Below are 19,419 nucleotides of genomic sequence, written 5' to 3' on the forward strand. Positions count from 1 at the left end.
TCTTCTTCTGGCGAAAGGGAACAAGGCATTTGCCGAAGAAGGGTAGCCAGTGCCCGGTTTGCCTGTCTCACGCCGAACAGGCAGCCACTGTCGCGTTTCGGACATATCCGTTGAGGCTGGGGCTTTATAGGGGCTGCTTTGCAGCCCTTCGCGGGCACGCCCGCTCCCACCGGAACCACGTATTCCGTGGGAGCGGGCGTGCCCGCGAAGGGCCGCAAAGCGGCCCCAATTTCACTGTCCCTGCCGCGCCACCCAGCGCAGCAATGCTGCAATCGGTACGCTGCGGTGAGCCTCGTGTCGGTAGGGCTTGCCCTCGGCGGTAAAGCGTTCGCGATAGCGGCTCAGCACCAGGCTCCGGCCATCGGCCGAAACCCGGGCCTCCAGTTCATGCAGCAACAGCGGTTGCCGGGCAGCGCCTTCCAGGCGCCTGAACAGCAGCATGGCGCCTTGGGCATCATTCTTCATGGGCACCCCCTGCGCAATCCACTGGCCAGGTGCCCGGCTCGCCGGCCTTGCCTTCTGCCACCCGGTTGCTGCGCCGCTGCGCGGTGTAGTCACGCATCGCAACGTAGTAGTCAGGCCAGGTGCGCAGCAGGTCGGTCAGTGGCAGTGCTTCGGCCCGTGCATCGACGATGCCGCCGGCCGTGGCTACGTTGCCCATGGTTTCGACGGTATCGCTGTTGCCGCCAAACGGGTCCAGTGCCAGGCCCAGCAGCGTGCCGGTGGCATCGCGCAGGTTGTGGGTGCCCAGCAGCGGCAGCTCGACGATGGGGCCAGAGGCGATGTTCCACACCCCGAAAGTCTGGCCAAAGTCCGAGCGATGCTGGCTCAGCCCCATCTTGCCAGACACGTCGACCAGCCCTGCCACACCCAGAGTGGTGTTGAAGATGAAGCGGGAGAGGCTGGTCATCGCCCGTTCGCCATTGCCCTGCAGCAGGTCGTTGACGAACACCTTCGGCTCACCGAAGTTGCTGGCAAAGTTGTGCATGCCCTGCCGGGCAAAACCGGGCAGCGCGGTGTAGCCCCGTGCGACGGGGGCCAGCAGATAGTCGTCGACCGTGCGGTTGAAAGCGAATACGGCGCGGTTGGCGGGCTCCGCCGGGTCACTGACCTGATAGGCGACATTGCCGCAGGCCGCCGTGGCCGGTGCACGTTGGCTGCAGCCTCCCGCCGCAAGCAGCGACAAGGCCAGCGCGGCTGAGCGCGCTGAGCGGGAGGCGGATGATGAACGGGACATAGAGACATTCCTGGCAAGAACTGGCAGCGATGCTGCGCAGTTTTCTTTGCCTGGTAATGTCCGGATTGTCTCGGCGTCGACACTTTGTTTCCGGGTTGAAATATATGACGGCTACATGGGGATGGCCTTAAAGTACGGCCTGATAACCTTGTTTTGCGGTGCTTTTTTGTGAGCCATTTGCTGATAGTCGACGATGATGTCGAGGTGCTCGACCTGCTGCAGAAGTTTCTCTGCCAACATGGCTACGAGGTTGATGTGGCCAGGGATGGCAAGGCGCTGTGGCAGGCCGTCGAGCGGCGGGTGCCGGACCTGGTCATCCTGGATGTGATGCTGCCTGGCGACAGTGGCCTGGTGTTGTGCCAGCGCTTGCTGGCCGAGCACAAGGTGGCAGTGATCATGCTCACCGCCATGGGCGAGTTGAGTGACCGGGTGGTTGGCCTGGAGCTGGGGGCAGACGACTACCTGACGAAGCCGTTCGCCGCCCGTGAACTGCTGGCCCGGGTGAGGGCAGTGCTGCGCCGTGCCGGCGAAGCGGCCGGGAGCGCGGCGGGCCATGCCTGCGCGACCCTGGAGTTTGCCGGCTGGCGGCTGGATGTGGTGCGGCGCGAGCTGCGTTCGCCGGACAACGTCATGATCCCCTTGTCCAACGGTGAGTTCGAGCTGCTGCTGGTGTTCGCCGAACATCCGCGGCGGGTGCTCAGCCGCCAGCAGTTGCTGGACATGGCCCGTGGCGATGCCTACGACGCCTATGATCGCAGCATCGACGTCCAGGTCAGCCGGCTGCGCCGCAAGCTTGAAACCGACAACGGCAACGAGCCCTTGATCCGTACCCTGCGCAACGCCGGTTACCTGTTCACGCCCACGGTCGCGAAGCGATGAAGCTGCTCGCCTGGGTTCGCCAGGCCCTGCCACGGCCCAGGATCACCATTGCCCGCTGGATCGCGCTGACCACCCTGACGGCGATGCTGTTCCTGTTGCTGCTCAAGGGGCTGTTCAGCCTGTTGCTGAGTGTCTGGGCCCAGCCACCGCTGCTGGAGAGCGGGGTGATCGAGAAGGTTGCAGCGGTCACTCGCATCCTCGACGTCGCGCCCATGGCGCAGCGCGCCAACATCGCCAGTGCGGCGGGCGACGGCTCATACTCCGTGCGCTGGCTGCGCCGCCATGACGAAGCGGGCGTACCCGTGCTGGTCGATGCCGAGTTCAGCGAGGGCACGCCTATCCTGCGCGCATTGCTCAAGCGCCCGGATGCCAGGGTCGAGGCCTTCGCACCGTCCGACATGCCGGAGTACGCACCTGAACGTGGTTATGCGCTGATGATCGAGCTGACCGACAAGTCCTGGGTGCTGTTCCGTGCCACCAGCCGTAGCTGGGGCCTGGACGAACTGCCGCGCAACCTGATCATCCTCGGGCTGATGCTGGTTTCCAGCCTTGTCGTCGCGCTGCTGGCCACCCGCTACCTGGCCAAGCCGCTGGAACGCTTTGCCGAAGGTGCGCGGCGTTTTGGCAAGGACTTCAACGCCCCGCCCATTCCGGTGGTTGGCCCGCACGACCTGCGTCAGACCATTCTTGCGTTCAATGCCACCCAGGCGCAGCTCAAGCATTTTCTCAACGACCGCACCCAGATGCTCGCGGCCATCTCCCATGACCTGCGTGCACCGCTGACGCGCATGCGCTTGCGCGCCGAGTTCATCGACGATGCCCAGCTACAGGCCAAGTTGTTCAAGGACGTCGACGAGATGCAGGCGATGGTCGATGCGGCGTTGGGGTTCTTCCGTGATGACGCGCGGCTGGAACAGACGACCGTATTCGATCTGGGCGAGCTGCTGCTGACCGTTGTGGACGACTTCAAGGACGCGGGGGTCGAGGTCGGCCTCAGCGGGCCGCGTCGCTGTGTGTATACGGGGCGGCCGGTGGGTATCAAGCGGGTGCTGGTCAACTTGATCGACAATGCAGCGAAATACGGCTGCGAGCCCACGGTGGTGTTGGCGGTAAACGCCAGGCAGATCGAGATTACCGTGCAGGATCGCGGGCCGGGCATCGCGCCGGAGCTGCACGAGCAGGTATTCGCGCCGTTCTACCGTATCGAAGGTTCACGCAACCGCAATACCGGTGGCGTGGGGCTGGGCCTGCCCGCAGCACGTGCCATCGTGCTGGAGCAGGGGGGCAGCATGTCCCTGGGCAACCGCCCGGGTGGCGGGCTGGAAGTCAGGATCATGCTGCCGCAGGGCTGATCAGAGCCCCAGTTCGCTGAGCCCGGGGTGATCATCCGGGCGCCGGCCCAGCGGCCAGTGGAACTTGCGCTCGGCTTCACTGATAGGGTGCTCGTTGATGCTCGAATGGCGGTTCTGCATCAACCCGTCCTCGGCAAACTCCCAGTTCTCATTGCCATAGGCGCGGTACCACTGGCCACTGTCGTCGTGGTACTCGTAGGCATAGCGCACGGCAATGCGGTTGCCGGTGAAGGCCCAAAGCTCCTTGATCAGGCGGTACTCCAGTTCATGGTTCCATTTACGCGTCAGGAACGCCTCGACCTCGGCACGACCGCGCGGGAACTCGGCGCGGTTGCGCCACATGGTGTCGATGGTATAGGCAAGCGCGACCTTGGCCGGGTCGCGGCTGTTCCAGCCATCCTCGGCCAGGCGGACCTTTTCGATGGCGCTTTCGCGGGTGAAGGGCGGCAGGGGTGGGCGGGACATCGCGATACTCCTCAGTTCGATTGGCTGGTAGGAGAGTAGTTGCCGCTGGCCGAACAGAGAATGGGTGTGCCTGGCACATCATAATTGCAGTGCGTGGAACAATGAAGACCGCTGGAGATGGGACAAGGGGGCTCTATCAGGCTGCGTCGGCTGGTACTCCACCGGCCGGTCACCACTGGCCACGCCCAGCAGCAGGCGGTTGCCACTGAGGCGCTGCACGCTGTTGGCCGATTTCAGGGTCAGCAGCGGTTCGCGAATCGGCAGCACCACGGCGGCCGTGCCAAGCAGGATGTCGCGGGTTACCCCGGCCAGGTAGCCGAGGTAGGCAAACACCTCGAACACCTGGGCGGCATCGCCGAACGACGGGTCGTACAGCGGCACATCGCGGACCCACAGGGCGCGGTAGCCCAGGCGATCAGCCAGTTGTGCCAGTTCTGCGTGGCGGGCCAGGTCAGGCTCGCCGAACTGGCGGCCATCGCGGCGCCGCGCCTGGTCGCCGGCGGGCGTCCAGTCGTGGTCCAGCGGTGCTTCCAGGCCGATGCTGAAACCGCCAGCGGTCAGGCGTTCGAGGGGCGTGGTCATGGTATCAATCCCAGTTTGGCGCCAGGCCGTCAGGGCTGACTTCACGGCCGTTGCGCTCGAGCTTGGCGATGCGTGCCATGTCGTCAGCGTCCAGCTTCAGGTCACGTGCGAGCAGGTTGCTGGCCAGGTTTTCCCGCTTGGTCGACGACGGGATCACCGCGTAGCCCAGCTGCAGGGCCCAGGCCAGGGCAACCTGGGCCACGGTGGCCTTGTGCTTGGCGGCGATGTCGGCCAGTACCGGGTCTTTCAGCACCTTGCCGTAGGCCAGGGTCATGTACGAGGTGACGGTGATGCCTTGCTCCTTGAGGAACGCGGTCAGCTTGCCGTTCTGCAGGTAGGGGCTGAGTTCGATCTGGTTGGTGGCGATCTCGCCTTCGCCGACCACTTCGATGGCCTGGCGGGTCAGTTCGATGTTGAAGTTGGACACACCGATCTGGCGGGCCAGGCCCAGCTTCTTGGCTTCGGCCAGGGCGGCCATGTACTCGGGCAGCGCAACGCCGTTGCCTGGGGCCGGCCAGTGGATCAGCAGCAGGTCGACGTAGTCGGTGCCCAGTTTTTGCAGGCTGTCGCGCAGGCTGGGGACCAGCTTGTCGGCGGCGTAGTTTTCGACCCAGATCTTGGTGGTGATGAACAGCTCGCCGCGCTTGACGCCGCTTTCGGCGATGGCCTGGCCGACGTCGGCTTCGTTCTTGTAGATCTGCGCGGTGTCGATGACGCGGTAGCCAAGTTCCAGGGCCGACTTGACCGAATCGATGACGGCTTGGCCGGTTAGGCGAAAGGTGCCGAGGCCGAAGGATGGAACGCTCATGGATCTGCTCCTGGTGAGTGAGGGGGGGAGCCGAATCGAGCTTGGTCGCTCGGGTTCGATCGCTCTTCGTGTGGGGAGCAGTGTGCGGCTTTGAGGGGGATTGATTAAGGTGGGGCGGGGCCAAGGTCATTTGACCGGGAGGCAAGAATAGGTCGCTGTGCCTTGACTGTTGCTGAGGGAATGCAGGGTAAACCTGTACCGGCCTCTTCGCGGGTGAACCCGCTCCCACAGGTACTGCACCGTTCTTGAATGCGGCGCGGTCCCTGTGGGAGCGGGTTCACCCGCGAAGAGGCCGGTACAGGAAAATGAAACGGCCCGCCATATAGGCGGGCCGTCTGGCATTGCAAGGTGACGATCAGCGGCGGCGGAACAGCGGCAGCGGCTCGTCGGTGGCGGCCTGGTAGGTCACCGAGAAGTCCTTCAGGCTTTGCAGCGCGTCTTCCGGGTCCTTGTCGGCGCGGATGGCGAACGCGTCAAAGCCGCAACGGGCCATGAAGAACAGCTGGTCGCGCAGCACGTCGCCAATGGCGCGCAGTTCGCCCTTGAACTTGTAGCGGTCACGCAGCAGGCGCGCATTGGAGTAGTTGCGCCCGTCGGTGAACGCCGGGAAGTTCAGTGCGATGACCTGGAAGTGCTGCACGTCTTCGCCGATTTCTTCGGCTTCTTCGTCACTGTCCAGCCATATGCCCAGCCCGCCGTCACGGGCTTTGAGCGCATGGGCATGGTCGCGCCACATCTGCAGCGGGACGATGTAGTCGTCGCAGTTGGTCAGCTCGTCAAAGGACGTTTCCTTGGGCAGCAGATGCCAGGTTTCGTCGACGATCTGGTTGTTCTTAATGATTCGCTGCATAGACGCGTTCCTTGAAGGGGTCGATGCCGATACGCTGGTAGGTGTCGATGAAACGCTCTTCCTCGGTACGTTGCTCGACGTACACGGCGATCAGCTTCTCGATCACATCGGCCATGTCATCCTGGGCGAAGGACGGGCCGAGGATCTTGCCAAGGCTCGCGCCACGCGCGGCATTGCCGCCCAGCGACACCTGGTAGAACTCCTCACCCTTCTTGTCCACGCCGAGGATGCCGATGTGGCCCACGTGGTGGTGGCCGCAGGCGTTCATGCAGCCGGAGATGTTCAGGTCGATCTCGCCGATGTCGAACAGGTAGTCCAGGTCGTCGAAGCGGCGCTGGATGGATTCGGCAATCGGGATCGACTTGGCGTTGGCCAGCGAGCAGTAGTCACCGCCCGGGCAGCAGATGATGTCGGTCAGCAGGCCGATGTTCGGCGTAGCGAAGCCGTTTTCGCGCAGTTCCAGCCACAGTGCATGCAGCTGACGCTGCTCGACGTCGGCAAGAATGATGTTCTGCTCGTGCGACGTGCGCAGGAAACCGAAGCTGTAGCGCTCTGCCAGGTCGGCCACGGCGTCCAGCTGCTTGTCGGTGACATCGCCAGGTGCAACGCCGGTGGGCTTCAGCGACAGGGTCACGGCCACGTAGCCAGGGCGCTTGTGGGCGCGGGTGTTGCGCGAGCGCCAGCGGGCGAAGCCTGGGTACTCGGCGTCCTGCGCGGCGTAGTCGACGTTGTCCAGGGCCAGGTAGGCCGGGTCGACGAAGTGGCGCGATACACGCTGCACTTCGGCTTCGGTCAGGGTGGTGCTGCCGCCGCGCAGGTGGACCATTTCGGCCTCGACCTTCTCGGCGAACACTTCCGGGGTAAGGGCCTTGACCAGGATCTTGATCCGCGCCTTGTACTTGTTGTCACGGCGACCGTAACGGTTGTACACGCGCAGGATGGCGTCAAGGTAGCTGATCAGGTCCTGCCACGGCAGGAACTCGTTGATGAACGAGCCCACCACCGGGGTACGGCCCAGGCCGCCACCGACCAGTACCCGGAAGCCCAGCTCGCCAGCGGCATTGCGCACCGGCTCCAGGCCGATGTCGTGCACTTCGATGGCGGCGCGGTCTTCCTGCGAGCCGTTGATGGCAATCTTGAATTTGCGCGGCAGGTAGGCGAATTCCGGGTGGAAGGTGGTCCACTGACGGACGATTTCGCACCACGGGCGCGGATCGACGATTTCGTCTGCGGCCACACCGGCGAACTGGTCGGTGGTGGTGTTGCGCAGGCAGTTGCCGCTGGTCTGGATCGCGTGCATCTGCACGGTGGCCAGTTCGGCGAGGATGTCCGGGATGTCCTCCAGGGCCGGCCAGTTGAACTGCACGTTCTGGCGGGTGGAGATGTGGGCGTAGCCCTTGTCGTAGTCGCGGGCGATCCTGGCCAGGGTGCGGACCTGGGTGGCGTTCAGCTGGCCGTACGGCACGGCGACGCGCAGCATCGGCGCGAAACGTTGGATGTAAAGGCCGTTCTGCAGGCGCAGAGGGCGGAATTCTTCTTCGCTCAGCTCACCGGCCAGATAGCGGCGGGTCTGATCACGGAACTGCTTGACGCGGTCCTCGATGATCCGCTGATCGTACTCGTCGTATACGTACATAAAAGTCCTGTCTCAGGCATGCAGCTATTCGCGCGCACGGCCGCGCACTCCGCTTCGGAGCCGGGGAACGATAGCAGGTTGCGTTTATGCGCTAAAGTGATGTTTTTGCATATGAAAAGAACCAAATGGACTATGTGAGACTGACTGCCATTTGTGCGCTGGGCGTGGCTTGGCGTTTATAATCCGGCGTTTGCTTCGCAGGGATGTCAGCCCATGCTCAAGGCGTTGTGCCAAAGCTTGTGTCTTGCCTTGCCGCTGGCGGCAAGTGCGCAACCGGCTTCGGTGGTTTTCCTCAACCCGGGGCTGTCCACCGAGACGTTCTGGACCAGTTATACCCGCTTCATGCAGGCCGCTGCAGACGATCTGGGCATGACCCTGCACGTGGAATACAGCGAACGCCGCGCCGACCTGGCGCTGACCCAGGCCAGGGCTATCCTGGGCGGACCGCAGCGGCCGGATTACCTGGTCCTGGTCAATGAGCGGTACGTGGCGCCGGAGATCATCCGGCTGTCGCGTGGCACCGGCGTCAAACTGTTCCTGGTCAACAACGGCCTGACTGCCAGCCAGGCCCGTAGCATCGAGGCCCAGCCGGACAAGTATGCCGAGCTGCTGGGCACCTTGACGGCCAACGACGAGCAGGCGGGTTTTGAGATGTTGCACCAGATGGTCGCGCAATTGCCCCGCGACAGTGGGCCGGTGGACCTGCTGGCGTTTGCCGGGGTTAAGACCACCCCGGCCTCGCAGCTGCGCGAGGAGGGCATGCGCCGCGCCCTGGCCGACTTCCCCCAGGTGCGCCTGCGCCAGGTGGTATATGGTGGTTGGAGCCGCCAGCGCGCCTACGAGCAGGCGCAGCAACTGGTGGAGCGCTACCCGGCCACCCGCCTGGTATGGTCGGCCAACGACGAAATGGCCTTTGGTGCCATGCAGGCGTTCGAGGAGGCAGGGCGCAAGCCGGGGCGCGATGTGCTGTTCAGCGCCATCAACAGCTCGCCCGAGGCCCTGCATGCCCGAATCGACGGGCGTCTTAGCGTGCTGATGGGCGGGCATTTCACCCTCGGCGGCTGGGCCATGGTGATGCTGCACGATGATGCCCAGGGACTGACGGTGAACCGCGATGGCCTGCGCGAGCATCGCATCCCGGTGTTGCAGTCGATTGACCAGGCCAAGGCAACCCGTTGGCTGAAACTACTGGAACGGCCCGACTACGGTATCGATTTCCAGCATTACAGTGCCGAAGGGCGGCCGCCCGACTACCAGTACCCATTTCTGACATCACCGATCAATTATTGAAAGACCCTGCTTGAGGGAAGGGCATTGCTCGTCTTAACTGCTGGTGGTGAAGTGCATTCCCATAACCACTACAAGAGGCAATGCAATGGGAAACTCAACCAAGGTCCGCAAAGCTGACAGCAGCGTCGATGCCTGGGCGATCCTCTGCCTGATCGTTCTGGTGGTGGTCACTGCCGTGTATTGGGTCAGCCACCAGTAGACTTGTATTCAAGACCGTGATGCAGCCAGAGCGCCTGCGGGAGGGAGTCCCGCAGGCGTTTTCGCTAGCGCGCAAGGTGCAGGGCCAATTGCACCAGGCCGATCAGTACGGCAATGAACACCAGGGTGAACAGCGTCCCCAGCGCAATGAAATGGCTGGCCTTGCCGTGGGTGAAGTCGCGGGCGCGGTTCTTGCCGCTTTGCACGCCGAAGGCGGCAGCGAGGATGCTGTGCAGCATCTGCCAGAAGGTAGGGGGCTTGCCCTGGCTGGAATCGTCCATGGTGGCTCCTGAGGAAATCAGAGGCAATCAGGGACAGTGTAGGTGGCTATTGGGGCTGCTGTGCAGCCCATCGCGACACAAGGCCGCTCCTACAAGGGATTGCATTCTCCTGTAGGAGCGGCCTTGTGTCGCGATGGGCCGCAAAGCGGCCCCAAGGGTCTTAGCTGTCGTAACCCAGGTTAGGCGCCAACCAGCGCTCGCTGACACTCACATCCTGGCCCTTGCGCGCGCTGTAGCGCTCGATCTGGTCCTTGTCGACCTTGCCCACCGCAAAGTACTGCGCCTGCGGGTGGGCAAAGTACCAGCCGCTGACCGCCGCTGCCGGGAACATCGCAAAGTGGTCGGTGAGGAACACGCCGCTCGGCCCGGTCTCACCGATGGCAGTGCCATCAAGCAGGCGGAACAGGGTTTCCTTCTCTGTGTGGTCCGGGCAGGCCGGGTAGCCGGGGGCCGGGCGGATGCCGCGGTACTGCTCCTTGATCAGCGCCTCGTTGTCGAGGTGTTCGTCGCGGGCATAACCCCAGTGCTCTTTACGCACCTGCTCGTGCAGCCATTCGGCACAGGCCTCGGCCAGGCGGTCGGCCAGGGCCTTGACCATGATCGAACTGTAGTCGTCGCCCTTGTCCTGGTAGGCCTTGGCCACTTCCTCGGCACCGATGCCGGCGGTAGTGATGAAACCGCCCACGTAGTCGGTAACGCCACTGGCCTTCGGCGCGACGAAGTCGGCCAGCGACCAGTTGGGCTTGCCGTCCGGCTTGATGGTCTGCTGGCGCAGGTGGTGCAGGGTAGCCAGGGCCTGGCCGTCCTCGCCGTACACTTCGATATCGTCATCGGCTACCTGGTTGGCCGGCCAGAAGCCGAACACTGCGCGGGCGCTGATGAGTTTTTCGTCGATCAGTTTGTCGAGCATCTCGCGGGCATCTTTGTACAGCGCCGTCGCCGCTTCGCCGACCACTTCGTCGGTGAGGATGCGCGGGAACTTGCCGGCCAGGTCCCAGGAGATGAAGAACGGGGTCCAGTCGATGTACTCGGCCAGCGTGCGCAGGTCGATGTCTTCCAGCACCTTGACGCCGGTGAAGGAGGGCACCGCTGGCTGGTAGCCAGCCCAGTCGTACTGCGGCTTGGCGGCGATAGCCTGGGCGTAGCTCAGGCGCTCGGTGCGGGCACTGCGGTTGGCGGTGCGCTCGCGTACTTCTTCGTATTCCTGGCGGGTCTTCTCGACGAAGCCGGCTTTCAGCTCCTTGGACAGCAACTGGGTGGCAACACCTACCGCGCGCGAGGCGTCGGTGACGTAGACCACGGCGTCATTGCTGTACTTGGGCTCGATCTTGACTGCCGTGTGCGCCTTGGAGGTGGTGGCGCCGCCGATCATCAGCGGCAACTGGAAGCCCTGGCGCTGCATTTCGCGGGCCACGTGGACCATCTCGTCCAGCGACGGCGTGATCAGGCCGGACAGGCCGATGATGTCGCACTTCTCGTCGCGGGCGGTTTGCAGGATCTTCTCGGCCGGCACCATCACGCCGAGGTCGACGATGTCGTAGCCGTTGCAGCCCAGCACCACGCCGACGATGTTCTTGCCGATGTCGTGCACGTCGCCTTTTACCGTGGCCATCAGGATCTTGCCCTTGGCTTCCGGCTTGTCGCCTTTCTCGGCTTCGATGAACGGAATCAGGTGCGCTACCGCCTGTTTCATCACGCGGGCCGACTTGACCACCTGAGGCAGGAACATCTTGCCCGCGCCGAACAGGTCGCCGACCACGTTCATGCCATTCATCAGCGGGCCTTCGATCACTTCGATCGGGCGGGCGCACTGTTGGCGGCATTCTTCGGTGTCTTCGACGATGAACGCTGTAATGCCCTTGACCAGCGCGTGCTCCAGGCGTTTTTCCACCGGCAGCGAGCGCCACTCTTCGTTTTCCACTTCCCTGGTTGCGCCGCCGCCCTTGTAGTCGTCGGCAATGGCCAGCAGTGCGTCGGTGCCATGCGGGGTGCGGTTGAGCACCACGTCCTCGACCTTTTCACGCAGTGCAGGCGGGATCTCGTCGTAGATCTCCAGCTGGCCGGCGTTGACGATACCCATGGTCAGGCCGTTCTGGATCGCGTGGTACAGGAACACCGAGTGGATGGCTTCCCGCACCGGGTTGTTGCCACGGAACGAGAACGACACGTTGGACACACCGCCCGAGCTCAGGGCGTGCGGCAGGTGGTCGCGGATGTAGGCGCAGGCCTCGATGAAATCGACGGCGTAGTTGTTGTGCTCTTCGATGCCGGTGGCGACGGCGAAGATGTTCGGGTCGAAGATGATGTCTTCCGGCGGGAAGCCCACTTCATTGACCAGGATGTCGTAACTGCGTTGGCAGATCTCTTTCTTGCGCGCGGCCGTGTCGGCCTGGCCGACCTCGTCAAAGGCCATCACCACCACGGCAGCGCCATAGCGCTTGCACAGGCGGGCGTGGTGCTTGAACTGCTCGACGCCTTCCTTCATGGAAATGGAGTTGACGATGCCCTTGCCCTGAATGCACTTGAGGCCCGCTTCGATCACTTCCCACTTGGACGAGTCGATCATGATCGGCACGCGCGAGATGTCCGGCTCGCCGGCGATCAGGTTGAGGAAGCGGACCATGGCGGCCTGGGAGTCGAGCATCCCTTCGTCCATGTTGATGTCGATCACCTGGGCGCCGGCCTCTACCTGCTGCAGGGCGACTTCCAGGGCTTCGGTGTAGTTCTCTTCACGGATCAGCCGGGCGAACTTGGCAGAGCCCGTGATGTTGGTGCGCTCGCCGACGTTGACGAACAACGACTGGCGGTCGATGGTGAACGGCTCCAGGCCCGACAGGCGGCAGGCCTTGGCGATTTCCGGAATCTCGCGCGGCTTGTACTTGGCCACGGCCTCGGCAATGGCCTGGATGTGGCCCGGCGTGGTGCCGCAGCAGCCGCCGATGATGTTGAGGAAGCCGCTGGCGGCGAATTCCTCGACCACCACGGCCATTTCGGCCGGGGTTTCGTCGTATTCACCAAAGGCGTTTGGCAGGCCGGCGTTGGGGTGGGCCGAGACATGGGTGTCGGCCTTGGTCGCCAGCTCTTCCAGGTACGGGCGCAGGTCCTTGGCGCCGAGGGCGCAGTTCAGTCCCACGGAAATCGGCTTGGCGTGGCGTACCGAGTTCCAGAACGCTTCGGTGGTCTGGCCCGACAGGGTACGGCCCGAGGCGTCGGTGATGGTGCCGGAGATCATGATCGGCAGTTCGACGCCGTCTTCCTCGAACACCTGCTGCACGGCGAAGATCGCCGCCTTGGCGTTGAGGGTGTCGAAGATGGTCTCGATCAGCAGCAGGTCGGCGCCGCCCTCGATCAGGCCGCGGGTGGCCTCGATGTAGTTCGTTACCAGCTCATCGAAAGTGACGTTGCGGTAGCCTGGGTCGTTGACGTCCGGGGAAATCGAGCAGGTGCGGCTGGTAGGGCCGAGCACGCCAGCGACGAAGCGCGGCTTGTGCGGGGTTTCCAGGGTCTTGGCATCGGCCACCTGGCGGGCGATGCGCGCGCCCTCGACGTTCAGCTCGTAGACCAGCGACTCCATGCCGTAGTCGGCCTGGGAAATCTGCGTGGCGTTGAAGGTGTTGGTTTCGAGGATATCGGCGCCGGCATCCAGGTAGGCCTTTTCGATGGCGGCGATCACATCCGGGCGGCTGAGCAGCAACAGGTCGTTGTTACCTTTGACATCGCTTGGCCAATCGGCGAAACGCGTGCCACGATAGTCGTGTTCCTCGAGCCGGTAGCTTTGGATCATAGTACCCATGCCGCCGTCGAGGATCAGGATGCGCTCCTTGAGTGCGTTCTGGAGTGCTTGGAGACGAGCGCTGCGGTCGGACATAGGAACTACCTGGTCGGGCAAATTTCAGAAGGTGCAGAATCATAACAAAGCTGCGCGGTTTTTAGGCGCATCGCCCATTTGCATGAAAATGGCTCATGTTGGGCGGGCGTCGGCGAAGCAGGGCACCCAAGGACGACCAGGCAACAAATCGTGATGGCTTTCAATACCCAGGACTTTCCGCACATGGTGCATCGTATTCTTGCCGGCGTTTTCGCCCTGCTCATCAGCAGTATGGCGTTCGGGCAAGCCCCCCAGTCGAGCCCGGCTATTTCCTACACCCGGGACATTCAACCGATCTTCACCGAGAAATGCGTGGCCTGCCACGCCTGCAACGACGCCGCCTGCCAGCTGAAGCTGGAAAGCCCCGAAGGCGCGGTGCGCGGCGCCACCAAGGTGCCGGTGTATCAGGGCGAGCGCAGCAAGGCAGTGCCCACCACGCGGCTGTTCTACGACGCCCACAGCGAGGGCGAGTGGCGCAAGAAGGGCTTTTACTCGGTCCTCGACAACCAGGGTAGCCAGGCCGCGCTGATGGCGCGCATGCTGGAGCTCGGGCACAAGACCCCGCTCACGCCCAATGCCAAGCTGCCCGAAGAAATCGTCCTGGGCCTGAACCGCAACAACATGTGCCCGTTGCCGCAAGAATTCGATGCCTATGCCGGCGCCCATCCCAAGGAAGGCATGCCACTGGCGGTGACCGGCCTGACCGACAAGGAATACGACACCATGCGCCGCTGGCTGGCCGCCGGTGCGCCGGTCGAGTACCAGCCGATCAAGCCAAGTGCGGCCGAAGCCAAGCAGATTGCCGACTGGGAAGAGCTGCTCAACCGCCCGGGTTCCACCGAGGCGCTGGTCGGCCGCTGGCTGTACGAGCACCTGTTCCTGGCGCACATCTATTTCGTCGGTGGCGAGCAGGGCCACTTCTTCCAATGGGTACGTTCGCGTACACCGAGCGGCCAGCCGGTCGACCTGATCGCCACGCGCCGCCCCAATGACCCGCCGGGCACCGATTTCTACTACCGGTTGATCCCGGTGCAGGGCGTGATCGTGCACAAGACGCACATCACCTACCCGATGGGGCCGCAGAAGCTCAAGCGGGTCAAGCAACTGTTCTATGCCGGCGACTGGCATGCCGCCGCACTGCCAGGCTACGGCCCGCGCCACCGGGCCAACCCGTTCGAAACCTTCGAAGCGATACCGGCAGTGGCGCGCTACCAGTTCATGCTGGATAACGCCGAATACTTCGTGCGCACCTTCATCCGTGGTCCGGTATGCCGTGGGCAGATTGCCACCGACGTGATCCGCGACAACTTCTGGGCGTTGTTCCAGGAGCCGGCCCACGACCGCTACATCACCGATGCCAAGTACCGTGGCGAGGCCACGCCGCTGCTGGCCATGCCTGGGCAGATCGATGACGTGGGCAGCGTGCTGAGCCTGTGGCACGCCTACCGTGACAAGCGCAACGAGTACGAAAAACTGCGCCGCGAAGCCTATGCCGACATGCCGGCCCCGGGCTGGGCGACGCTATGGGCCGGTAACGACAACGCGTTGCTGAGCATTTTCCGCCACTTCGACAGCGCCTCGGTGACCAAGGGCCTGATCGGTGATGTGCCGCTGACCGTGTGGCTGTTCGACTACCCGTTGTTCGAGCGCACCTATTACCAGCTGGCGGTCAACTTCGATGTGTTCGGCAACGTCTCGCACCAGTTGCAGACGCGCCTGTACTTCGACCTGATCCGCAACGGCGCCGAGGTCAACTTCCTGCGCCTGATGCCGGCCGACCAGCGCAAGGCGATCCTCGGCGACTGGTACCAGAACAGCGGCAAGGTAAAGATGTGGATGGATTATGAAGACATCGACACCGACACCCCGAGCGGCATCCAGCTCGACCCGCGCAACCCCAAGCGCGACTTCGGCCTGAAGCTTCTGCAGCGTACCGGCAGCCTGAATGCCGCGCCTGACCCCATCAACCGCTGCCAGGGCGCGTTCTGTTCTCGGCCGCAGGTCAGCGAAGAGTTCCGCAATGCCGAGCAGTCGCTCAGCCGCCTGGTGTCGCGCCCGGCTGCCGGGTTGAAGGTGATCAACCAGTTGCCCGAGGCAACCATGCTGCGCATCGAAGGGCAGGGCGGCCAGCGCCAGGTGTACAGCCTGCTGCGCAACCGCGCGCACAGCAACGTGGCGTTCCTGCTGGGCGAGGCGTACCGCTACCAGCCGGGGCTGGATACCCTGACCCTGTACCCGGGTGTGCTCAGCAGCTACCCCAACTTCATCTTCAACATCCCGACCAGGGATGTGCCGGAGTTCGTCGAGGATATGGAGTATGCGAAAGATGACCCGGCCAGGTTCGAGCGCATCGTCATGCGCTGGGGTGTGCGTCGCAGTCACCCAGAGTTCTGGCACTACTTCCATGACCTGAACAGCTTCATCAAGGAGACCGAGCCGGTCGAGGCGGGCGTGCTGGACATGAACCGCTACGAGAACCTCTGATCGGTTGGGCTGACCTTTCCGATTACCCTGCGGTCGGAATCGGTGGGTGGTCCGGGGGCTGCTGTGCAGCCCCATTCGCGGGCTTGCCCGCTCCCACAGGATATGTGGTGCTTTCGGGCATGGCATGAACCCTGTGGGAGCGGGCAAGCCCGCGATCGAGCGCGGTGCGCTCGCCGGGCCTCAATGCACCGGCAATTGCAGGGTTCTCCATGCTGTATTCGCTTCAGGCACTGCGGGCGTTCGCCGCCTGGGTGGTGGTCTGCCACCATTTCATGCAGATCTTCTTCGACTTCCAAGCCTCCGGCCCCATCGGGCAACTGCTCACCGACCGCGGCGCCGCAGGCGTCGACATCTTCTTCGTCATCAGCGGGCTGGTCATCTACCTGTCGACTTGCGACAAGGCCATTGAGACCCGCCAGTTCTTGCTCAACCGGGCGCTGCGTATCGTCCCGGCCTACTGGTTCTACACGGCGCTGATGGCAACCCTGCTGTTGGCCTTCAGCCAATGGATGCCGCACCAGGCATTCACCTGGCACCACCTGCTGCTGTCGCTGCTGTTCATCCCGGCGGAAAACCCCGGTGGCTACGGCTTGTACCCGACCCTGAACGTGGGCTGGACGCTGAACTTCGAGATGTTCTTCTACCTGCTGTTCGGCCTGGCCTTCCTGGTGCGCCAGCGTCATCACCAGTTGCTGGTCACCGCCGCGCTGCTGCTGGCCAGCGAGATACTGGGCGGGCTGGGCGTGCTCAGTCGCTTCTATAGCAACGACATCATCTACGAATTCCTGCTAGGCATCGGCCTGGGCGTGCTGCACCGTCGCGGGCTGATTCACCAGGGCCGCTGGCTGCCGTTGGCGTTGCTGGCGGTGGCAGGCCTTGCCATCTACCACCTGGACGCTTCCCGGCGCTTGCTGCACTGGGGCGTGCCGAGCGCAATGATCGTGCTGGCCTTCGTCGCCCTGGAGCCGGTGTTCCGCGGCAACCGGGTGCTCAAGGCGCTGGGCGACTGTTCGTATTCGGTGTACCTGGTCCATGTGCTGGTGCTGTACGCCGGCTGGTTCGCCAGCCAGCGCCTGCAGTTGAACCCGTACCTGGTGTTCGCCCTGTGCGTGCCGTCCATTGGACTAATGTCGTGGTTCAGCTACCAGTGGCTGGAGCGCGGCCTGTACCGGCGCATGCAGGCCTGGCTGGCGGCGCCACGGGGGCAGGCCCCTGAATATGCGCTTTCCCGAGTCAAATACTAGGACTTTGTTCGAAGGCCGGGTTGGCGTACACTTGGCCGCAAGTCTGTGAGGAACCTACATGAGCGCTATAACCATTACCGACGCCGCCCATGACTACCTGGCCGATCTGCTCTCCAAGCAGAACACGCCTGGCATCGGCATTCGCATTTTCATCACCCAGCCGGGCACCCAGTACGCCGAAACCTGCATCGCCTACTGCAAGCCGGGCGAAGAGAAGCCTGACGACACCGCCGTGGGTCTGAAGAGCTTCACCGCTTACCTGGACGCGGTCAGCGTGCCGTTCCTGGAAGACGCACTGGTCGATTATGCCACCGACCGCATGGGTGGCCAGCTGACCATCAAGGCGCCGAATGCCAAGGTGCCGATGGTCAACGAAGACAGCCCGATCAACGAGCGCATCAACTATTACCTGCAGACCGAGATCAACCCCGGCCTGGCCAGCCACGGCGGCCAGGTGAGCCTGGTGGATGTTGTCGACGACGGTATTGCCGTGCTGCAGTTCGGTGGTGGTTGCCAAGGCTGTGGCCAGGCCGACGTGACCCTGAAGGAAGGCATCGAGCGCACCCTGCTCGAGCGTATTCCCGAACTCAAGGGCGTGCGTGACGTGACTGACCACAGTCAGAAAGAGAACGCCTACTACTGAGGTTGACGCGCTCCTACAGGGATCGCGTTGAACCCTCTTCCTTAGCAACAAAGTGTTACTGTTTCAACCCCTGCGACAACAGGCCGCAGCCCGTATTCAAAGGGCTGCAGCCGATCCTTGCCTTCGTCGGGTAGAACCCCTCGGGGTGTCGTGCCAGAATGCCCCGGTTTTTCGACCGGCCCGTCCCGAGGGCCGGCACCTTCCCTGTAAAGGATGGTTTCATGAATGATCTATATACCCGGCGCGCAGTTGTCGCCGGGATGGGCGTTCTCGGGCTTGGCCTGCTGGCAGGCTGCAGCCCGGCCCGGGGGCTCGAGTTCAAGTACGGCAAGAACATGAGCAACGAAATCCTTGGGCGCAAGTTCAGCCTCAAGGACACCCAAGGCAATGTGCGCACCCTGTCGAGTTTCTACGGCAGCATGCCGATGATCTTCTTCGGCTTCACCCAGTGCCCGGCCGTGTGCCCGACCACCCTGGCGCGCGCGGCGCAAATCCGCAAGCTGCTGCGCGGCCGCGATCGCGACCTGTTCCAGGTGGTGTTGATTACCCTGGACCCGGAACGTGACACCCCCGAGGTGCTCGATGCCTACGTGAAGGCGTTCGACCCGTCGTTCACCGCGCTGACCGGCACCCCCGAGGAAATCGCCGCGGTGGCCAAGGAATTCAAGGTGTTCTACGAGAAAGTCCCGGCCGGTGATACCTATACCGTCTCTCACTCGTCCACAAGCTACGTCTACGATACGCGTGGCACCCTGCGCCTGAGCCTGGGCCATTCCCTTACCGCCCAGGAATGCGCCGAAGACCTGGTCACCCTGATGGAGATCTGCTGAATGTCGATGCAACCGATCAAGCGCGGCCTGGCTGCCCTGGTCCTGATGGGCCTGGCGCTGCCGGCCCTGGCCCAGACCACCGTAAGTGACGCCTGGGTGCGGGCAACCGTGCCGCACCAGCAGTCCACCGGTGCCTTCATGACCCTGACCGCCAGCAGCGACAGCAAGCTGGTGGGCGTGGCTTCGCCTGTGGCCAAGACCGTGCAGGTGCACGAGATGACCATGAACGGCGATGTGATGGGCATGCGTGAGGTCAAGGCGGTCGAGTTACCGGCCGGCAAGGCGGTGACCCTCGACCCGAATAGCCTGCATGTGATGCTGATGGGCCTGAACAACCAGGTGAAGGAAGGCGAGAAAGTGCCGCTGACCCTGACCATCGAAGATGCCAAGGGGGCCAAGGAAACCCTGGACGTGCAGGCCGAAGTGCGTGCGCTCAACGCCGAGGCGGGCGGCGGGCATGATCACATGCACATGAAGCACTGATCAGGCTGAACCCTTTGGGGGCTGCCAGGCAGCCCCCGGTTCAATCAGCTGCGAAACTTGGGCAGCGGTCTGTCCAGGGTCAGCGAGGTCAGGGTCTTGCGGACCTGGGCCTCATCAGCCTCCAGAGCCTTGAGGCTTGCGCGGATCTTGCCGGCGGCGGGCACGTCGCCCTGCCGGTCGATCCAGTCGGCTATCTCCTTGCAGGCACTGCTCAGGCAGGCCTGGCGCTGGTTCATCAGCGACAGGAGGGTGGTGAGCTCTCTTTCGGACATGGCAGGATCCTCCATTC

The 19,419-nt window shown here is 63.5% G+C and carries 17 protein-coding genes and 1 pseudogene; 8 read left to right on the forward strand and 10 right to left on the reverse strand.

Annotated features, from left to right (window positions below; all coding sequences use genetic code 11):
• Positions 1–231: 231 nt before the first annotated feature.
• Positions 232–465 (reverse strand): hypothetical protein, encoded by a 234-nt coding sequence (locus tag AC2T3R_RS09335; RefSeq protein WP_085721258.1) that lies wholly within the window; start codon positions 463–465, stop codon positions 232–234.
• Positions 455–1,237, reverse strand: a complete 783-nt coding sequence (locus AC2T3R_RS09340; RefSeq protein ID WP_191472933.1) for an MlaA family lipoprotein — start codon at positions 1,235–1,237, stop codon at positions 455–457. Before AC2T3R_RS09340 ends, AC2T3R_RS09335 begins: the two co-directional genes overlap by 11 nt.
• Before the next feature lie 168 nt (positions 1,238–1,405).
• Here AC2T3R_RS09340 and AC2T3R_RS09345 point away from each other — a divergent pair, with 168 nt between their 5' ends.
• Together AC2T3R_RS09345 and AC2T3R_RS09350 are read left to right on the forward strand one after the other, a co-directional pair.
• Positions 1,406–2,116: a response regulator gene (locus AC2T3R_RS09345; protein ID WP_003256403.1), complete on the forward strand. Its 711-nt coding sequence runs from the start codon at positions 1,406–1,408 to the stop codon at positions 2,114–2,116.
• A complete protein-coding gene (locus tag AC2T3R_RS09350; protein ID WP_486744964.1) occupies positions 2,113–3,468 on the forward strand; it encodes an ATP-binding protein in 1,356 nt (451 codons plus the stop codon). The genes AC2T3R_RS09345 and AC2T3R_RS09350 overlap by 4 nt, the downstream gene beginning before the upstream one ends.
• Here AC2T3R_RS09350 and AC2T3R_RS09355 read toward each other — a convergent pair whose 3' ends face one another.
• From AC2T3R_RS09355 to AC2T3R_RS09375, 5 genes and pseudogenes are all read right to left on the reverse strand, one after another.
• Positions 3,469–3,933 (reverse strand): nuclear transport factor 2 family protein, encoded by a 465-nt coding sequence (locus tag AC2T3R_RS09355; protein WP_486744966.1) that lies wholly within the window; start codon positions 3,931–3,933, stop codon positions 3,469–3,471. It abuts the gene before it with no gap.
• Positions 3,934–4,029: 96 nt separating this feature from the next.
• Positions 4,030–4,515 (reverse strand): annotated as a pseudogene (locus tag AC2T3R_RS09360) (LLM class flavin-dependent oxidoreductase); the annotation flags it as partial.
• 4 nt (positions 4,516–4,519) lie between these two features.
• Positions 4,520–5,323, reverse strand: a complete 804-nt coding sequence (gene dkgB / locus AC2T3R_RS09365; protein ID WP_253152919.1) for a 2,5-didehydrogluconate reductase DkgB — start codon at positions 5,321–5,323, stop codon at positions 4,520–4,522.
• 355 nt (positions 5,324–5,678) lie between these two features.
• Complete coding sequence (locus AC2T3R_RS09370; protein WP_013971943.1) at positions 5,679–6,173, reverse strand: DUF934 domain-containing protein; 495 nt, start codon at positions 6,171–6,173, stop codon at positions 5,679–5,681.
• The gene (locus tag AC2T3R_RS09375; protein ID WP_013971944.1) at positions 6,157–7,809 is read right to left on the reverse strand and encodes a nitrite/sulfite reductase; all 1,653 of its coding nucleotides are present in this window, start codon (positions 7,807–7,809) and stop codon (positions 6,157–6,159) included. The genes AC2T3R_RS09370 and AC2T3R_RS09375 overlap by 17 nt, the downstream gene beginning before the upstream one ends.
• A 213-nt stretch (positions 7,810–8,022) precedes the next feature.
• Here AC2T3R_RS09375 and AC2T3R_RS09380 point away from each other — a divergent pair, with 213 nt between their 5' ends.
• A complete protein-coding gene (locus AC2T3R_RS09380; RefSeq protein WP_015269746.1) occupies positions 8,023–9,099 on the forward strand; it encodes an ABC transporter substrate-binding protein in 1,077 nt (358 codons plus the stop codon).
• Between the two features lie 263 nt (positions 9,100–9,362).
• Here AC2T3R_RS09380 and AC2T3R_RS09385 read toward each other — a convergent pair whose 3' ends face one another.
• Together AC2T3R_RS09385 and metH are read right to left on the reverse strand one after the other, a co-directional pair.
• Positions 9,363–9,578: a DUF2970 domain-containing protein gene (locus AC2T3R_RS09385; RefSeq protein WP_003256398.1), complete on the reverse strand. Its 216-nt coding sequence runs from the start codon at positions 9,576–9,578 to the stop codon at positions 9,363–9,365.
• A gap of 160 nt (positions 9,579–9,738) precedes the next feature.
• Entirely contained in the window at positions 9,739–13,446 is a 3,708-nt protein-coding gene (metH, locus tag AC2T3R_RS09390; RefSeq protein WP_061302708.1) for a methionine synthase, read from the reverse strand.
• 183 nt (positions 13,447–13,629) lie between these two features.
• On the opposite strand from metH, the gene AC2T3R_RS09395 reads away from it, so the two are divergent.
• From AC2T3R_RS09395 to AC2T3R_RS09415, 5 genes are all read left to right on the forward strand, one after another.
• A complete protein-coding gene (locus AC2T3R_RS09395; protein ID WP_486745271.1) occupies positions 13,630–15,930 on the forward strand; it encodes a fatty acid cis/trans isomerase in 2,301 nt (766 codons plus the stop codon).
• Positions 15,931–16,139: 209 nt separating this feature from the next.
• Positions 16,140–17,174 carry an acyltransferase family protein gene (locus AC2T3R_RS09400; protein WP_100413124.1) on the forward strand — a complete coding sequence of 345 codons (1,035 nt, stop codon included), beginning with the start codon at positions 16,140–16,142 and terminating at the stop codon, positions 17,172–17,174.
• Between the two features lie 58 nt (positions 17,175–17,232).
• Positions 17,233–17,817 carry a Fe-S biogenesis protein NfuA gene (nfuA, locus tag AC2T3R_RS09405; RefSeq protein WP_003250416.1) on the forward strand — a complete coding sequence of 195 codons (585 nt, stop codon included), beginning with the start codon at positions 17,233–17,235 and terminating at the stop codon, positions 17,815–17,817.
• A 221-nt stretch (positions 17,818–18,038) separates the two neighbouring features.
• Complete coding sequence (locus AC2T3R_RS09410; RefSeq protein WP_024086651.1) at positions 18,039–18,647, forward strand: SCO family protein; 609 nt, start codon at positions 18,039–18,041, stop codon at positions 18,645–18,647.
• On the forward strand, positions 18,648–19,130 hold the full coding sequence (locus tag AC2T3R_RS09415; protein ID WP_015269749.1) for a copper chaperone PCu(A)C: 483 nt from the start codon (positions 18,648–18,650) through the stop codon (positions 19,128–19,130).
• 44 nt (positions 19,131–19,174) lie between these two features.
• On the opposite strand, the gene AC2T3R_RS09420 is transcribed toward AC2T3R_RS09415, so the two are convergent.
• Complete coding sequence (locus AC2T3R_RS09420) at positions 19,175–19,402, reverse strand: hypothetical protein (protein WP_003260451.1); 228 nt, start codon at positions 19,400–19,402, stop codon at positions 19,175–19,177.
• Positions 19,403–19,419 lie beyond the last annotated feature (17 nt).

The organism is Pseudomonas sp. PVC-5-1 (assembly GCF_057444345.1).

What these genes read in the sequence shown, in the direction of transcription:
- AC2T3R_RS09335 (WP_085721258.1), bottom strand. Translation starts at nt 465, where the DNA reads ATGAAGAATGATGCCCAAGGCGCCATGCTGCTGTTCAGGCGCCTGGAA.
- AC2T3R_RS09340 (WP_191472933.1), bottom strand. Translation starts at nt 1,237, where the DNA reads ATGTCCCGTTCATCATCCGCCTCCCGCTCAGCGCGCTCAGCCGCGCTG.
- AC2T3R_RS09350 (WP_486744964.1), top strand. Translation starts at nt 2,113, where the DNA reads ATGAAGCTGCTCGCCTGGGTTCGCCAGGCCCTGCCACGGCCCAGGATC.
- AC2T3R_RS09355 (WP_486744966.1), bottom strand. Translation starts at nt 3,933, where the DNA reads ATGTCCCGCCCACCCCTGCCGCCCTTCACCCGCGAAAGCGCCATCGAA.
- dkgB (WP_253152919.1), bottom strand. Translation starts at nt 5,323, where the DNA reads ATGAGCGTTCCATCCTTCGGCCTCGGCACCTTTCGCCTAACCGGCCAA.
- AC2T3R_RS09370 (WP_013971943.1), bottom strand. Translation starts at nt 6,173, where the DNA reads ATGCAGCGAATCATTAAGAACAACCAGATCGTCGACGAAACCTGGCAT.
- AC2T3R_RS09375 (WP_013971944.1), bottom strand. Translation starts at nt 7,809, where the DNA reads ATGTACGTATACGACGAGTACGATCAGCGGATCATCGAGGACCGCGTC.
- AC2T3R_RS09380 (WP_015269746.1), top strand. Translation starts at nt 8,023, where the DNA reads ATGCTCAAGGCGTTGTGCCAAAGCTTGTGTCTTGCCTTGCCGCTGGCG.
- AC2T3R_RS09385 (WP_003256398.1), bottom strand. Translation starts at nt 9,578, where the DNA reads ATGGACGATTCCAGCCAGGGCAAGCCCCCTACCTTCTGGCAGATGCTG.
- metH (WP_061302708.1), bottom strand. Translation starts at nt 13,446, where the DNA reads ATGTCCGACCGCAGCGCTCGTCTCCAAGCACTCCAGAACGCACTCAAG.
- AC2T3R_RS09395 (WP_486745271.1), top strand. Translation starts at nt 13,630, where the DNA reads ATGGTGCATCGTATTCTTGCCGGCGTTTTCGCCCTGCTCATCAGCAGT.
- AC2T3R_RS09400 (WP_100413124.1), top strand. Translation starts at nt 16,140, where the DNA reads ATGCTGTATTCGCTTCAGGCACTGCGGGCGTTCGCCGCCTGGGTGGTG.
- nfuA (WP_003250416.1), top strand. Translation starts at nt 17,233, where the DNA reads ATGAGCGCTATAACCATTACCGACGCCGCCCATGACTACCTGGCCGAT.
- AC2T3R_RS09410 (WP_024086651.1), top strand. Translation starts at nt 18,039, where the DNA reads ATGAATGATCTATATACCCGGCGCGCAGTTGTCGCCGGGATGGGCGTT.
- AC2T3R_RS09415 (WP_015269749.1), top strand. Translation starts at nt 18,648, where the DNA reads ATGTCGATGCAACCGATCAAGCGCGGCCTGGCTGCCCTGGTCCTGATG.
- AC2T3R_RS09420 (WP_003260451.1), bottom strand. Translation starts at nt 19,402, where the DNA reads ATGTCCGAAAGAGAGCTCACCACCCTCCTGTCGCTGATGAACCAGCGC.